13 protein-coding genes and 1 pseudogene are annotated in these 15,338 nt (G+C 71.7%); 7 read left to right on the top strand and 7 right to left on the bottom strand.

The window, feature by feature from the left end:
* Positions 1 to 184 precede the first annotated feature (184 nt).
* The 5 genes from AB0J40_RS02680 to AB0J40_RS02660 all read left to right on the top strand — a co-directional run bounded on the left by AB0J40_RS02680 (position 185) and on the right by AB0J40_RS02660 (position 4,885).
* Positions 185 to 973 carry a GntR family transcriptional regulator gene (locus AB0J40_RS02680; RefSeq protein WP_364446484.1) on the top strand — a complete coding sequence of 263 codons (789 nt, stop codon included), beginning with the start codon at positions 185 to 187 and terminating at the stop codon, positions 971 to 973.
* On the top strand, positions 970 to 2,205 hold the full coding sequence (locus AB0J40_RS02675; RefSeq protein ID WP_364446481.1) for a PTS transporter subunit EIIC: 1,236 nt from the start codon (positions 970 to 972) through the stop codon (positions 2,203 to 2,205). The genes AB0J40_RS02680 and AB0J40_RS02675 overlap by 4 nt, the downstream gene beginning before the upstream one ends.
* Before the next feature lie 41 nt (positions 2,206 to 2,246).
* Positions 2,247 to 2,513: an HPr family phosphocarrier protein gene (locus AB0J40_RS02670; RefSeq protein WP_013224593.1), complete on the top strand. Its 267-nt coding sequence runs from the start codon at positions 2,247 to 2,249 to the stop codon at positions 2,511 to 2,513.
* A 78-nt stretch (positions 2,514 to 2,591) separates the two neighbouring features.
* A complete protein-coding gene (locus tag AB0J40_RS02665; protein ID WP_364446478.1) occupies positions 2,592 to 3,407 on the top strand; it encodes a serine hydrolase domain-containing protein in 816 nt (271 codons plus the stop codon).
* Positions 3,404 to 4,885 (top strand): alpha/beta hydrolase, encoded by a 1,482-nt coding sequence (locus tag AB0J40_RS02660; RefSeq protein ID WP_364446476.1) that lies wholly within the window; start codon positions 3,404 to 3,406, stop codon positions 4,883 to 4,885. Before AB0J40_RS02665 ends, AB0J40_RS02660 begins: the two co-directional genes overlap by 4 nt.
* A gap of 186 nt (positions 4,886 to 5,071) precedes the next feature.
* On the opposite strand, the gene AB0J40_RS02655 is transcribed toward AB0J40_RS02660, so the two are convergent.
* Positions 5,072 to 6,001: a D-2-hydroxyacid dehydrogenase family protein gene (locus AB0J40_RS02655; protein WP_364446473.1), complete on the bottom strand. Its 930-nt coding sequence runs from the start codon at positions 5,999 to 6,001 to the stop codon at positions 5,072 to 5,074.
* Between the two features lie 4 nt (positions 6,002 to 6,005).
* Positions 6,006 to 6,551 (bottom strand): annotated as a pseudogene (locus AB0J40_RS02650) (endonuclease/exonuclease/phosphatase family protein); the annotation flags it as partial.
* 147 nt (positions 6,552 to 6,698) lie between these two features.
* Between AB0J40_RS02650 and AB0J40_RS02645 the strand changes: the two are divergent.
* Both AB0J40_RS02645 and AB0J40_RS02640 read left to right on the top strand, forming a co-directional pair.
* Positions 6,699 to 7,118: a hypothetical protein gene (locus tag AB0J40_RS02645; RefSeq protein ID WP_364446470.1), complete on the top strand. Its 420-nt coding sequence runs from the start codon at positions 6,699 to 6,701 to the stop codon at positions 7,116 to 7,118.
* Positions 7,119 to 7,143: 25 nt separating this feature from the next.
* Positions 7,144 to 7,803 carry a TetR family transcriptional regulator gene (locus AB0J40_RS02640; protein ID WP_364446467.1) on the top strand — a complete coding sequence of 220 codons (660 nt, stop codon included), beginning with the start codon at positions 7,144 to 7,146 and terminating at the stop codon, positions 7,801 to 7,803.
* Here the strand turns inward: AB0J40_RS02640 and AB0J40_RS02635 are convergent.
* From AB0J40_RS02635 to alaS, 5 genes are read right to left on the bottom strand one after another with little or no spacing between them, the layout of a single operon-like run.
* Positions 7,790 to 9,037 (bottom strand): GrpB family protein, encoded by a 1,248-nt coding sequence (locus tag AB0J40_RS02635; protein WP_364446464.1) that lies wholly within the window; start codon positions 9,035 to 9,037, stop codon positions 7,790 to 7,792. The genes AB0J40_RS02640 and AB0J40_RS02635 overlap by 14 nt on opposite strands.
* Before the next feature lie 59 nt (positions 9,038 to 9,096).
* A complete protein-coding gene (locus tag AB0J40_RS02630) occupies positions 9,097 to 9,924 on the bottom strand; it encodes a shikimate dehydrogenase (protein WP_364447290.1) in 828 nt (275 codons plus the stop codon).
* Between the two features lie 16 nt (positions 9,925 to 9,940).
* Positions 9,941 to 12,121 (bottom strand): endolytic transglycosylase MltG, encoded by a 2,181-nt coding sequence (gene mltG / locus AB0J40_RS02625; protein WP_364446462.1) that lies wholly within the window; start codon positions 12,119 to 12,121, stop codon positions 9,941 to 9,943.
* Positions 12,118 to 12,618, bottom strand: coding sequence for a Holliday junction resolvase RuvX (gene ruvX / locus AB0J40_RS02620; protein ID WP_364447287.1), 501 nt, complete (start codon positions 12,616 to 12,618; stop codon positions 12,118 to 12,120). Before ruvX ends, mltG begins: the two co-directional genes overlap by 4 nt.
* On the bottom strand, positions 12,611 to 15,271 hold the full coding sequence (gene alaS / locus AB0J40_RS02615; RefSeq protein WP_364446459.1) for an alanine--tRNA ligase: 2,661 nt from the start codon (positions 15,269 to 15,271) through the stop codon (positions 12,611 to 12,613). The genes ruvX and alaS overlap by 8 nt, the downstream gene beginning before the upstream one ends.
* Positions 15,272 to 15,338 lie beyond the last annotated feature (67 nt).

Genomic DNA, 15,338 nt, shown 5'->3' with positions numbered 1-15,338 from the left:
CTACGCCGTTCGTCGGCATGCACCCCGCCGCGGGCCACGAACGGATAACGGTGGTTGACACCCGTCCGCACGGCGGAGCATCCTGCCCCATCAGATCATTGGTCTAGACCGGAACGTACCAATGTTCCGGGCCGGACGCGAGCACCGGTCCCCCGGTGCGACAGAGACGAGGAGGGTGACGCCGATGAGCGCGGCCGCGCACGTCCCGCCACCCGACCGGGTCGTCAACGGGCCCACGCCCAAGCACGCCCAGCTGCGGGAGATCCTCCGCCGCACGGTGGAACGGGAACTCCCGCCCGGCGCGCCGATCCCGTCGGAACGCGAGCTCGCCCAGCGCTACGGCGTGTCGCGGCTCACGGTCAGATCGGCGATCGGCAAGCTGGTCGAGGAAGGGCTGCTCGCCCGCGTCCGTGGCAAGGGCACGTTCACCGCGGCCCGGCGGATGGAGCTGCAGCTCTACCTGATGTCGTTCACCGACGACATGCGGCGGCGGGGGCTGACCCCGACGACCGAGGTGGTCTCCGCGGCCACCGAGGTCCCGCCCACCGCGTCGGCGCACGCCCTCGGCCTCGCCGAGGGCGCCCCCGCGCACCACCTGGTGCGGTTGCGCCACGCCGACGGCGTGCCCCTGGCCGTCGAACGGGGCTGGTACCACGCGGGCCGGGCTCCCGGCCTGCTCGAGCTCGACCTGACCCAGTCCATCTACGCGCAGCTGGCCGAGACGTACGACGTGCGTCCCGACCAGGCGTGGCAGACGGTCTGGGCCGAAGGAGCGGACCGCGAGACGGCCCGGCTGCTCGGCATGCGCGCCGGCAGTCCCCTGCTCGTGTTCCGCCGGGTTTCCAGCGCAGGCGGGGACCCGATCGAAGACATCACGTCCTGGTACCGGGGAGATCACTACCAGGTGACCATGCAGTTGGACCGGAACACCCCGGAACCCGGTCAACCACCCCACTATGGAGGATCCAGATGAGCTCCACCACCGCGGAGGGGGCGAAGAAGAGCGGCAGCGGTCTCGCCGGTCTTCAGCGCTTCGGCCGTAGCCTCATGCTCCCGATCGCCGTGCTCCCGGCGGCGGGCATCCTGCTCCGGCTGGGCCAGGACGACATGCTCGGCAAGGACGGCCTCGGCTGGAACAAGGTCGCCTCGGTGCTCGGCGCCGCGGGCGGCACGCTGTTCAACTGGCTGCCGCTGCTGTTCGCGGTCGGCATCGCCGTCGGCTTCGCCAAGAAGGGCGACGGCTCGACCGCCGTCGCGGCGGTCGTCGGCTTCTTCGTCTTCAGCTCCGTCGTCCAGGTGTTCGCCCCGCTGAGCGACCTGCCCGGCTACAAGGCGGGCGCGACCGAGCTGGCGCCGATCAAGTGGCCCTACTCGGTGCTGGCCGGTGTCGTGGTCGGCATCGTGGCGGCGCTGCTGTGGCAGAAGTACCACCGCATCAAGCTGCCCGCCTACCTGGCGTTCTTCGGCGGCCGCCGGTTCGTCCCGATCATCACCGCGGGCGTCATGGTGATCCTCGGCGTGCTCTTCGGCCTGGTCTTCCACTGGGTCAACAGCGGCATCGAGGCCGCCGGTGACGCGGTCACCGCCGCCCCGGTCGTCGGTGGTGGCATCTACGGCGCGCTGAACCGCCTGCTCATCCCGGTCGGTCTGCACCAGCTGCTGAACGTCCCGGTGTGGTTCATCTTCGACGGCGGCGACATCAACAACTTCGTCGCGGGCAAGATGTCGGCCGGTGCCTTCACCACGGGCTTCTTCCCGATCTTCATGTTCGCGCTGCCCGCGGCCGCACTGGCCATCTGGCAGACGGCCCGCCCGGCGCAGAAGAAGGTCGTCGGCGGTGTGATGATCGCCGGCGCGCTGACCTCCTTCCTGACCGGTGTCACCGAGCCGATCGAGTTCTCGTTCATGTTCGTGGCGTGGCCGCTGTACCTGTTCCACGCGATCATGACCGGCACCTCGCTGGCCATCTGCAACGCGCTGGGCATCCACCAGAGCTTCAACTTCTCGGCCGGCGCGATCGACTACCTGCTCAACTTCGGCGCCCCGGCCGCGCAGAAGCCGTGGCTGCTGATCCCGATCGGCCTCGTCTACGCGGTGATCTACTACTTCGTGTTCCGCTTCGCGATCGTCAAGTTCAACCTGCGGACCCCGGGCCGCGAGGACGACTCGATCGAGGCCGACCTCGACCGCACCGCCGCCGCGTAACATCCGTACCGACGTAGCACCCCAGTAGCGAGAGGACGAACATGCCGGAGAAACGCGTCGCCGTGGCGAGCAAGGTGGGCCTGCACGCCCGGCCCGCCGCGCTGGTGGCGAAGGCGGCCGCGGCGCAGCCCGTCGCGGTGCAGATCGCCAAGGCCGGCGGGAGCCCGGTGGCCGCCGGCAGCGTGCTCAACCTGATGACGCTCGCCGCCGGGTACGGCGACGAGGTCGTCATCAGCGCCGAGGGCGAGGGCGCCGAGGAGGCCGTGGAAGCGGTCGCCCAGCTGGTCGCCACCGACCTCGACGCCTGAGCAGTACCCCGCGAAGGCCTTCGCACCGGTCCCCGACACCGGTGCGGGGGCCTTCGCGGCGTTTCGTAGGCTGGACGCATGGAAAGCGTGCGCTTGGTCGGAGACTGGCCGGTGGACAACGCCGCGACCGCCGTGGTGACGGCGGACGGCGGCGTCGTGGGCACTCACGGCGATACCGCGCGGAAGTTCCGGCTGGCCTCGGTCAGCAAGCCGCTCACCGCCTACGCCGCGCTCATCGCGGTCGAAGAGGGGGTCGTCGACCTCGACACCCCGGCCGGCCCCGAGGGCTCCACCGTGCGGCACCTGCTGGCCCACACCTCCGGTCTCGCGTTCGACGCGCACAAGGCCATGGCCGCGCCCGGCACGCGGCGGCTCTACTCCAACGCCGGCTTCGAAGAACTCGCCGACGCCCTCGCCGAGCACTCCGGCATCCCCTTCGCGCAGTACCAGGCCGAAGCGCTGTTCGCCCCGCTCGGCATGACGAGCACCACGCTCGAAGGTTCGCCCGCCGCCGATGTCGTGTCCACTGTGGACGATCTGGCCGCGTTCGCCGCCGAGCTGCAGTCCCCCAAGCTGCTCGACCCGGCCACCGTCGCCGAGGCGACGAACGTCGTGTTCCCCGGCCTCTCCGGGGTGCTGCCCGGGTTCGGGCACCAGAAGCCCAACGACTGGGGCCTGGGCTTCGAGCTCCGCGACCACAAGAGCCCGCACTGGACCGGCGCGAACAGCTCGCCGCGCACCTTCGGGCACTTCGGCCAGTCGGGCACGTTCCTTTGGGTCGACCCGGACGCGGGCGCGGCCTGCGTCGCGCTGACCGACCGCGCGTTCGGCCCCTGGGCCGCCGAGGTCTGGCCGCGCTACACCGACGCCGTGCTGGCGGAATTGAGCGCGTGAAGCCGCTCCTCGCCGCGCTGCTGCTCCTGCTCGCCGCCTGCGGCGCTCCCGAAGCCGCGCCCGCTCCCCCGCCGCCGTCCGCGGCCACCGCGACCGCCCCGCCGGCGCTCGGCACGAGCGGCGCCGCCGTGCCCGTGCTGCGCTGGACGGCGTGCCACGGGAAGTTCCAGTGCGCCGCCGCGGCCGTGCCGCTGAGCTACCGCGAGCCCCAGGGCCCGGCCATCACACTCTCGGTGATCCGGCTGCCGGCGGGCGACCCGGGGCGGCGGCTCGGCTCGCTGTTCTTCAACTTCGGCGGCCCGGGCACCGACGGCGTCGGCGAGCTGACGCGGTTCGCCGACCGCTTCCCCGCCGAGGTCCGGGCCCGGTTCGACCTGGTGAGCTTCGACCCGCGCGGGATCGGCGGGTCCGCGCCGATCAGCTGCCCCGGCGCCGACCACGCGCCCGCGCCGGGCTCGCCGCTGCGGCAGCCCGACGCGTTCTTCGCGGCGAGCGCGGCGACCGGCCGGGCCTGCGCGGCCTCGGGCGACCTGCTGAGCCACCTGTCGACGGCCAACGTGGCGCGCGACCTGGAACTGCTGCGCCAAGCCGTCGGCGACCCGACGCTGAACTACTACGGCTACTCCTACGGCACCTACCTGGGCGGGACGTACGCGAACCTGTTCCCGGACAAGGTGCGCGCGCTGGTCCTCGACGGCACGCTCGACCTCGTCGCGAACGCCACCGGCAAGCCGGGGCAGGAGCGGGAGCCGGTCGACGTCCGCGCCGACGTCGCCGGGGCGCAGCAGCAGGAGCTGGACCAGTTCTTCGCCGTGTGCGCCGCGGCCGGGCCGAAGTGCGCGTTCTCCGGCGGTGACCCGAAGGCGAAGTTCGCCGGGATCTTCGCGCGGGCCGCGCGCACCACGGGCGTCGGCTCGCTGATGCGGACCGTCGACAGCGCGCTGTACCAGTCCGGCCGGTGGAAACGGCTCGCGCAGACCCTTTCCGCGATGCCGGCGGACTCCGGCCCCGCCGCGCCGGTGCTCGACCCGTACGTGCCGACGCACTCCGCGGCGTTCCTGGCGGTCCAGTGCGTCGACAGCGACAACCCCGGTTCGCCCGCGGACTACGCGGCGCTGGCGGCTCGGGAGAGCGCGCGTCAGCCGTACTTCGGGCTGGGTTCGGTGTTCTCGATGGCCCAGTGCGTGGGCTGGCCGGCGCACGACGCCGATCGGTACACCGGACCGTGGAACCGGGCGCGGAAGAACCCGGTCCTGGTGCTGAACAACCGGTTCGACCCGGCGACGCCGCTGCACAACGCGCAGGCGACGGCGGCGGAACTGGGCGACGGCCGGGTGCTCGTCGTCGACGGGTACGGCCATACGTCACTGGACGCGCCGAGCGCCTGCGCCTCGGCGGCCGTGACGCGCTATTTGACGGACTTGGCGGCGCCGGCTGCCGGAACGACCTGCGCGCCGGACGCGGTCCCGTTCTCGTGAGTGGGAAACAGTGTTCCGCCCCTGTTTCTCACTCACGACCAGCGGGCGCGCGCCGTTCAGCCGAACGGACGCCGTGACCAGGGTCTTTGGACCCTGCCCGGTGCGGTTTCCGGGTGGTGTCATGGTTCTCGTGCGGGCCCGCCGCCGGGCCGGTGCGGGGACCTCGGGCCCCGGCGGGCCGCACGCCTACTCCATCAGCCGGATCGGTTCCCCCGCCTGGTAGGCCGCGATGTCCTCGACCGCGTCGCCGTAGAAGATCTCGTAGGTCTCGCGCGCGACGAACCCGAGGTGCGGGGTCAGGACCGCGTTGTCGAGCGTCCGCAGTGGATGGTCGGCCGGGAACGGCTCGACGTCGTAGACGTCCAGCGCCGCCCGGATCTCCTTGCGCCGCAACGCGTCCACCAGCGCGGCCTCGTCGACGATCGGGCCGCGCGAGGTGTTCACCAGCAACGCGCTCGGCTTCATCGCCGCGAGCTCGGCCGCCCCGACCAGGCCGCGGGTGCGCCCGCTGAGCACCAGGTGGATCGAGAGCACGTCCGAGCGCGCGAACAGGTCCTCTTTGGACACCGCGGTCACGCCGTGCGGGTCCGCCTTCTCCTGCGTGAGGTTCTGGCTCCACGCGATGGTTTCCATGCCGAACGCCTGCCCGATCTTCGCCGCGCCCGCACCGAGGCGGCCGAGGCCGAGCAGGCCGAGCGTCTTGCCGTGCAGCATGGTGCCGACGGTCGTCTGCCAGCCGCCTTCGCGCATGGACCGGAACTCCTGCGGCAGGTTCCGCGACGCGGCCAGGATGAGCGCCCACGTGTGCTCGGCGGTCGGCTGGCCGAGGTATCCGGTCTTCGACACGACGACGCCGTTGCGCTTCGCGGCCGGCACGTCGATGGCGGCGTTGCGCGGACCGGTGCTGACCAGCAGCTTCAGGTCGGGGAGGCGATCGAGCACCTCGGCGGGGAACCGGGTGCGCTCGCGCATCGCGACGACGACCTCGAAGCCCCGCAGCTGCTCGACGACATCGGTGAGGGGTTCGGTGAAGACCGTGATGTCGGCCTTCAGCGAGTCCCAGTCACCGAAGGTCAGAGCGACGTCCTGGTAGTCGTCGAGGATCGCGATGCGCATGATCTCACCGTAGTGGCACGAAGACATCCACGCGGACCAAGTGGTGGTCGGAGGCGTCGTTCAGCCGGGACAGCGGGTCGGATGGCACCGGCCAGAACACCTCCGCGTGCCACGGCAGCAGGCCCTTCGACGGCAGCACGTAGTCCGTCCAGAAGCGGATCTCGTCGTTGTTGCGGGCGCCGTTGCGGTCCTCCGGGCCGTCGAAGCTCGGCGGCGTCGGGTGCGAGACGAGGAAGTGCACGGTCGAGCGGCCGATCTTCAGCGGGAGGTCCCCATGCGACTTCGACGACAGCCGCAGCACGTTCAGCTCCGCCGGGCTGTACCAGTCGTGCGGCGCCGGGTCGTCCGGCAGCAGCGCGCCCGGCATGTCCTTCCAGAGGAACTTCTGGAACGTCCGGACGTGCGCCAGGTCGATCGGGTACTTCGACAGCACGAGCAAGCCGTACTGGCCCTCGAACGCGCCGAAGCCCTGCGCGTCGTTGCCGCCGCCGACCGTGCCGCTGCGGTCGAGGTCGAAGCCGGTCGGGACACCCGTGTTGACCGGCGCGGTGGCGGGCACGAAGAGCGCGGCAGCCGTCAGCCCGGCGGCGAAGCGTTTCACGCTATACCTCCCAGTCGGCGGTCACCCTACCCCTCTTGAACATGTTCAAAAACGGCGCTACAGTACTTCTTGAACACGTTCAAAAGAGGAGTGACCATGGACCGAGTAGTCGTCGCCTACGCGCTCTACCTGCTGATCAGCATCCCGCTGACCGTGCTCGTCGCCCGGACCCTGAGCAAGCACGGCCGCACCTTCCTCGCCGAGGTCTTCGCCGACAGCCCCGGCCTGGCCAACGCCGTCAACCAGCTCCTGGTCGTCGGCTTCTACCTGGTCAGCCTCGGGTTCGTGACGCTCTTCCTGACCAGCCACGCCGAGGTCGCCACCGCGCGGGCGGTGTTCGAGCTGCTCTCGGTGAAGGTCGGCGTCGTCGCGCTGATCCTCGGCGCGATGCACCTGACCAACGTGCTGGTCTTCAACGGCATCCGGCGCCGCCACCTGGCCCCGAAGCCCGCACCGCGGCCGCTGCCCGCGGCCTATCCCGGCATGCCGCAGGTGCCGCCCTTCCCCGCGCCCTGACGTGGCCGGCGCTAACGTGCCGCACGTGGCCAAGAGCGAGGAAACGCGGTCCCTGATCGTCACGACCGCGATGCGGCTGTTCACCGAGAACGGCTACGACCGCACGACGATGCGCGCGATCGCCGCCGAAGCGGGCGTCTCCGTCGGGAACGCGTACTACTACTTCTCGTCGAAGGAACAGCTCATCCAGGGCTTCTACGACGAGATCGCCCGGCAGCACCTCGACGCCGCCCGCGCCCGGATCGACGGCGAGAGCGCCTTCGCCGCCCGGCTGAAGGCCGTGCTGCTGTGCTGGCTGGACATCGCCGAGCCCTACCACCGCTTCGGCACGCAGTTCTTCGTCAACGCGGCCGACCCGGAGTCGCCGCTGAGCCCGTTCAGCGACGACTCCTCGGCCGCCCGCGAAGCGTCGATCGGCCTCATGCGCGAGGTCGTCGACGGCTCCGACGTCAAGCTCGACCCGGAACTGCGCGCCCAGCTGCCGGAACTGCTGTGGCTCTACCAGATGGGCGTGGTGCTGTACTGGGTCCACGACCGCTCGGCCGGGACCAAGCGCAGCCGGATGCTGGTGGAGCGCAGCGTCCCGCTGATCGCGCGGCTGGCCGCGCTCTCCCGGCTGCGGGTGTTCCGCCCGGTCAGCCGGGAGATCGTCGACCTCGTCCAGGACCTGGCTAGGCGGGACTGACCGCCCGGAAGTAGAGGAACCGCGGCTTGGTCCGCAGGTTCGCCGCCCACTTCGGGTCGACTTCGGCCGCCTCCGGGGCCGGCATCGGCTCGGCCAGCTCGTCGACGGCGAACCCCGCCTCGCGGACCGCCCGGAACGTCCAGCTCAGCGGGCGCCGGTAGAAGCGCACCCGCTGACCGGGCGGGAACTCGTCTTCGAGCAGCTCCAGCTCGAAGTAGTTCTCCTTGCCGAACCAGCGCCAGTCCTCACCCGGGTGGTGCACCGAGAACACCAGCACTCCCCCGGGCTTGAGGACCCGGCGGAACTCGGCGAGCACCGGCCCCCAGTCCTTCAGGTAGTGCAGGACGAGCGACGCCGTGATCACGTCGATCGAGCCGTCTTCGAGGTCGAGCGGGCGGGTCACGTCCGCGACCTCGAACCGCGCCACGTCGCCGAACTTCCGCCGGGCCACCGAAACCATCCCCGCGCTCGCGTCGACGCCCAGGACGTCCGCGCCCCGCCCGGCCAGCAGCGCGCTCAGGTGCCCGGCCGCGCAGCCGACGTCCAGCACGCGCTTGCCGTCGACCGCGCCGGCCAGGTCGAGGATCGCGGGCCGGTCGTACAGCGCGTTCGTGACGTTCTTCTCCGCGTGCTCGGCGTAGGCGTCGCTGAACGCGTCGTACTGCGCCGCCCGCGCCCGGCCGAGGATCTCTTCGATCACCTCGGTCTTGGCGTCGGCGTAGTGCTGGATGTACTTCCACTCCTTCGCGGCGAGTTCACGCTTCTTCGCCGCGTACAGGTCACGCTCCTCCGGGTGCGCGCGCATCCGGTCGCGCAGGAGGCGGTAGCGCTCGGTCTGGCCGTTGCCGGGCGAGTAGACGTGCAGGTTGACGTTGGTGTCCGGGCCCTTGAAGCAGCGGTGTTTCTCCCAGTCCGGCTCGCGGATGACGAGCCGGTAGCCCGCCGCCTCCAGCGCGGGGACGTAGGTGTCCTCGGCACCGGAGTCCGGCACCTCGAGGAGGATGTCGACGCACGGCTTGGCGCACAGGCCCGGCACCGAGGTCGACCCGACGTGTTCGAGAACGAGGACCTGGTCGCCGAGCACGTCCCGGATCCGCGCGGCCTCGCGCTCGAAGAGCTTCGGCCACTCCGGGTCGTAGTCGACGAGCAGGACCGTGGAGTTGAGCTGCGGCGCGTCGCCGCCCACCCACCCGGACTCGATCTCGGTCTCGCTCAACGCTTCTTGGCTGGTCATTCCGGTTGACCCCCTTCATCAAGGCAGTCCGCCAGAATATCGGCAGGCGCAACCGGTTTTCAGGAGATCGGCAGCGGCAGCAGGTTCCCGGTCGCTTCGCGCAGCGCGTCGCGCATCGCCGCACGCGGGGCCGGCCGCCCGGTGAAGTGCTCGGCCTGCCCGAACGCCTGGTGCAGCAGCATGTCCAGCCCGGTCGCGAGCCGGCCGCCGCGCGCCGCGACCGCTTCGGCCAGCGGTGTCGGCCACGGGTGGTAGATGACGTCGAGGACGTGCGCGACGCCCGCCAGCTCGGCCACGTGCGGGACGACCGCGTCCGGCGGCACCGTGTTCACCAGCACCGCCGCCGCCCCCAGCGACGCGAAGTCCGTGTCGGCCCAGCGAAGCACGTCGACGTCGAGCGAAGCCCGCTTCGCCGCGTCGAGGGTTTCTCCGGCCCGCGCGGGTTCCCGCACGACCAGCCGCACCCGCGCCACGCCGAGCGCCGCGAGCCCGACGACCGCCGCGGCCGCCGTGCCGCCCGCGCCGAGCACGACCGCGGTGTCCGACGGCGACGGCTGGTAGCCGCCCGCCGCGCGCAGCGCCCCGGTGACGCCGTCGACGTCGGTGCAGTCGGCGAGCCAGCCCTTCGCCGTGCGGACCAGGGTGTTGGCCGCGCCGACCGCGGCCGCGCGCGGCGTCACCTCGTCCGCGTGGTCGAGCGCCGCGCGCTTGCCCGGCATGGTGACCGAAAGCCCGGTCCACTCCGGGCCGAGGCCGTCGACCAGGCCCGGCAGCTCCTCGGCGCTCGTCTCGATGCGCTCGTACGTCCAGCCGGTCAGGCCGAGCGCGGCGAACGCGGCGCCGTGCAGCACCGGCGACAGCGAGTGCGCCACCGGCTTGCCCAGCACGGCGGCGCGGCGAGGCTCAGAAGACACCACGTTGCTGGGCCAGCTTGACGTTCGCCTTGTGCTCGTCGAACGTGACCCCGAAGCAGGAGAGGCCGTTCTTCTCGCACTTGACGAAGTACACCCAGTCGCCCGACGCCGGGTGCACCGCCGCCTGGATGGCGTCGGCGCTGGGCACCGAGATCGGGGTCGGCGTCAGGCCCGTGTTCTTGTAGGTGTTGTACGCGCCCGCCTTGTTCCGGTCGTCGTCGTTGGTCGCCAGGGTCGGGCGGTCCAGCACGTAGTTGACCGTGGAGTCCATCTGCAGCCGCATGTTGATCGCCAGCCGGTTGTAGATGACCCGCGACAGCTTGCCGAAGTCGGCCTTCACCGCCTCGCGCTCGATGATCGAGGCGATGATCAGCGTCTGGTACGGCGTCATCCCGGGACCGGTCGACTGCGGGCTCAGCCCGGCGTTCTGGATCGCCTCGGTGGAGCTGCGCACCAGCTGCCCGATGATCTCCTGCGGGGACGCCCCCGGCCGGACGTCGTAGAGGCCGGGCGCGATGAGGCCTTCGAGCCGCCGGTCCTTGCGGTCGGCCTTGTTGGCGGGCTCGATCGCCCAGTCGGGCACGCCGAGCGTCTTCAGGTCCGCGTTGTCGACCACCTTGCGCAGGTCGTCGGCGGTCACGCAGGTGCTCTTGCCGTTGATCTGCGCGCAGGAGGCCTTCGCCATCAGGCTGTACACGCCGGGCGTGACCTTGCCGTCGGGCTGGGTGATGTCGTCGAACTGCGTGTACGGCCGGATCTCCAGCTGGCCGACGCGGGCGGCCGCGTCGGTGATCCGGTCGACCGCGCTGGCCCCCGACATGTGCGACTTCATCACGTAGAAGCCGTGCTGGATCCGGGCCAGCTTCGGGTTGTCCTCACCGGCCTTGACGAACGCCTTGCCGCTGGCGACGACACCGGCCGTGGCGAGCTTCGCGCCGATCGCCGACGTCGAGTCGCCGTCGTCGACCTGGAACAGCACGTCCCCGTCGCCGGCGCCCTCGAAGTCGTCGTAGCCGAAGATCTTGTTGAAGCCGTAGTAGGCCCCGCCGGCGAGCAGCACGATCACGACCAGCGCGGCGACCCAGCCGAGGGCGCGCTTGCCCTTCTTCTTCTTGCGCGGCTGCTCCGGCTCGTCCTCGTAGTCGTCGTACTCGGCGTCGTCGTAGTCCTCGTAGGCCTCGTCGTAGTCGTCGTACTCCGCGTACTCGTCGCCCTCGGCGAAGAACTCTTCGGGCTCCTCGTGCTCGGGTTCCGGCGCCGGCTGGGCGGGGATGATGTCGGTCGGCGGGTCCTCGCGCACCGGCGGGGGCGGCGGGCGGCGGCGCCGCGGCGGCTCCAGACCGGGTTCGGGCACGCCGACAGACCGGTCACCCGGCTGGACGGGCCGCCGCGGGGGTTCCGGCGCACCGCGGCGGGGGTCGGCGTCGGGATCCGGCGCCGCGCGACGCCGGTGCGACTCCGCTTCGTTCGGGTCGGCTGCGCGACGGCGGCCGGGCGGCTCGATGGCCTCCGGTTCGGCGCGGCGACGGCGTCCGGGCGGGGGTTCGACGGCTTCGACGGGCTCGAGTTCGGCCCGGCGGCGCCGTCGCGGGGGTTCGTCCTGGGCGCCCCGCAACCGGGCGGCCTGCGCTTCGGCGGCCTCCTCCAGGTCGAGCATCGCCTGGTGCCGGCGCGCCGCGTCGGCCTCGGCCAGCTCCTCCGGGCTCGGGCGGCGACGGCGGGCGTCGGCCCCCTCGTCCGGGCTGGGCGCGGGACGGCGGCGGCGCGGCGGCTCCTCGGGGGCCGCGCGGCGGCGCCCCGGCTCGGGAGCCGCGCGGCGCGGGGCCGGGCCGTCGGCGCCGTCGTCGAGGCCGTGGCGGGCGCGGACCGGCGCCGAACGCTCGGCTTCCCGGGGGTCGAAGTCGTCTTCGGCCGGGGGCAGCGTGCCCGGCGGCTCGAGCCGGCGACGGCGGCCGGACGGCGGCGCGTCCCGGCGCGCGTCGTAACCCGGCTCGGGGCGGGCCCGGCGCGACGGCTGGGGCAGTTCGTGGGAGCCGCTGTGCCGCGACGGCTGCGGCAGCTCCTGGTACCCGCTCGCGCGGGGATCGGGCCGGGACGGCGGCGGGGTGGCCGGTCCCGGTTCGCGAAGGCGCCTGCGCCCGCGAGGGGGCTCAGGTGGCTGCTCGTTCATCGGTCTCCCTCCCGGGCGCGGTGCGCAGCGGCGGCGTCGATCCAGGCCTGCAGGATCTCCACGGCGGCGGCCTGGTCGACCACCGCGCGCTGCTTGCGGCCTTTGACCCCGCGCTGGGAGAGGATGCGGGATGCGGTGACCGTGGTCAGCCGCTCGTCGCCCAGCCGGACCGGCACGGGCGCTATCCGCCCGGCCAGGCGTTCAGAATACGCGATCGCCAGCTCGGCCGCCGGACCCTGCCGGTTGGCGAGCGTTCGCGGCAGGCCCACGATCACCTCGACCACCTCGTGCTCGGTGACGAGGGCGGCCAGCTGGTCCAGATCACTGTCGTCGGTCGCATCGCGGGAGAGGGTAACCAATGGCGAAGCGAGCAGGGGGGCCGGATCGCTCAGCGCCACGCCGACCCGGACGGATCCGACATCGACGCCGAGGCGACGGCCGCGCCCCGGATCGGCCTCTCCTGGCCGGTCCGGGCCGCGGTTTCCGCGGTTAACCAATGCCGGCAATCGCCGAACGCAGGGCCGTGACCGCGTCGGCCGCGCCGGCCGGGTTCGTGCCACCGCCCTGGGCCATGTCGGGCTTGCCGCCACCGCGCCCGCCGATCTTCTCGGCGAAGGACGGCACGAGCTTGCCCGCGGCGATGCCCTTGTCCTGGGCCGCCTTGGTCGTCGCGACGACGAAGCTCAGCTTCTCGCCGGACGGCGAGAACAGCGCCACCACGCCGGGCCGCGAGCCGAGCCTGCCGCGGATGTCCGAGGCGAGCGCGCGCAGGCCGTTGCCGTCGACGTCCGGGACGACCTCGGCCACGACCGTGACGCCGCCGATCTCCTGCGCCTTGTCGACCAGCGCGCCCGCCGAGCCCAGCACCTGCTGGGTCTTGAGCTGCGCGATCTCCTTCTCGGCGTTCTTCAGCCGGGTCAGGACGTCGTCGATGCGGCCGGGCAGCTGGTCCGAGGGCACCTTGAAGGTGTTCGCCAGCTGGGAGACCAGCAGCTGCTCCTTGCGGACGTACTTCAGCGCGTCCGTGCCGACCAGCGCCTCGACGCGGTGGACACCCGAGCCGATGGAGGCGTCGGAGACGAGCTTGACCAGGCCGAGCTGGCCGATCCGCTCGACGTGCGTGCCACCGCAGAGCTCGCGGGAGTAGTCGCCCATGTCGACCACGCGGACGTCGTTGCCGTACTTCTCGCCGAACAGCGCGACCGCGCCCAGCTCGAGGGCCTTGTCCTTGGTCGTGGTGTAGCTCTGCACCTCGACGTTGGTCTGCAGGTAGTCGTTGACCTCCTGCTCGACCTCGGTCAGCACGTCGGCCGACACCGACCCGGGCGTGGTGAAGTCGAACCGCATGCGGCCCGGCGAGTTCAGCGAGCCCGCCTGCGCCGCGCGCTTGCCGTACGCGCCGCGGACGGCCGCGTGCACCAGGTGCGTCGCGGAGTGCGAGCGCTCGATGGACAGGCGGCGGTGCGCGTCGACCGAGCCGGTCAGCTTGGTGTCGAGGCCGACCTCGCCCTGCTCCACCTCGACGCGGTGCACGTACAGGCCCGGGACGATCTTCTGGACGTCGAGGACCTTCAGCTCGACGCCGTCGCCGACCAGCACGCCGGTGTCGGCGACCTGGCCGCCGCTCTCGGCGTAGAACGGCGTCCGGTCGAGCACCAGCTCGGCCTTCTTGCCCGCCGAGACGCTGCGGACCGGCTGCCCGTCTTCGAGCAGGGCGACGACCTTGGCCTCGGCCTGCAGGTCGGTGTAGCCGAGGAACTCGGTCTCGCCGTGCTGCTCCAGGACCTTCCGGTACTCCGAGAGGTCGCCGTGGCCGGTCTTGCGGGCCGCCGCGTCCGCCTTCGCGCGGGTCCGCTGCTCGTTCATGAGCGTGCGGAAACCCTCCTCGTCGACGGTCAGGCCCTGCTCGGCCGCCATCTCCAGGGTGAGGTCGATCGGGAAGCCGTAGGTGTCGTGCAGCTGGAACGCCTTGTCGCCGGCCAGCACGTCGCCACCGCCGCGCTTGGTCTCCTCGGCCGCGAGGTCGAAGATGCGCGAACCGGAGGTCAGGGTCGAGAGGAAGGCCTCCTCCTCGATCCGGACGACCTCGCTGATCCGGTCGAAGCCGTCGATCAGCTCGGGGTAGGTCGGGGCCATCGTGTCGCGCACGACCTTCGCGAACTCCTGCAGCACCGGCTCCTGCACGCCGAGCAGGCGCGTGGAGCGGACGATGCGGCGCAGGAGGCGGCGCAGCACGTAGCCGCGGCCGTCGTTGCCCGGGGTGACGCCGTCGCCGATCAGCATGACGCCGGTGCGGGCGTGGTCGGCGATGACGCGGAAGCGGACGTCGTCGGCGTGGTTGCTGCCGTAGCGGCGGCCCGAGAACTCCTCCGCGCGGCCGATCACCGGGCGCACGAGGTCGGTTTCGTAGACGTTCTCGACGCCCTGCAGGATCGTTGCCACGCGCTCGACACCCATGCCGGTGTCGATGTTCTTCGCCGGCAGCTCGCCGAGGATCGGGAAGTCCTTCTTGCCGCTGCCCTCGCCCCGGATGTTCTGCATGAACACCAGGTTCCAGATCTCGATGTAGCGGTCCTCGTCGACGACCGGGCCGCCCTCGCGGCCGTACTCGGGGCCGCGGTCGTAGTAGATCTCCGAGCACGGGCCGCACGGGCCGGGGATGCCCATCGACCAGAAGTTGTCGACCATGTCGCGCGCCTGGATGCGCTCGCCCGGCAGGCCGGTGATCTTCTTCCACAGCCCCGCCGCTTCGGCGTCCTCCTCGTAGACGGTCGCCCACAGGCGGTCGGGGTCGAGGCCGTAGCCGCCTTCGCTCTGGGGCTTGGTGATCAGCTCCCAGGCGTACTCGATGGCGCCTTCCTTGAAGTAGTCGCCGAAGGAGAAGTTGCCGGCCATCTGGAAGAACGTGTTGTGCCGGGTGGTCTTGCCGACCTCGTCGATGTCCGGCGTGCGCACGCACTTCTGCACGGAGGTCGCGCGCGGGTACGGCGGCGGCGCCTCACCGAGGAAGTACGGCTTGAACTGCACCATGCCGGCGTTGACGAACAGCAGGTTGGGGTCGTCGAGGATCAGCGGCGCGCTGGGCACGCGCGTGTGGCCCTTGCCCTCGAAATGGCGCAGGAAACGATCGGTGATTTCGTGTGTGTCCACGGGTCAGTTCCTTGTGGCTGGTGAAGAAAGAACGGGGTCGGCGTCGACGGCGGAAGGGTTCCGGGCA

Origin of the sequence: Amycolatopsis sp. NPDC049691 (assembly GCF_040675005.1) — a bacterium.
GTDB lineage: Bacteria > Actinomycetota > Actinomycetes > Mycobacteriales > Pseudonocardiaceae > Amycolatopsis.
This window is presented reverse-complemented; position numbering and strand designations above follow the sequence as displayed.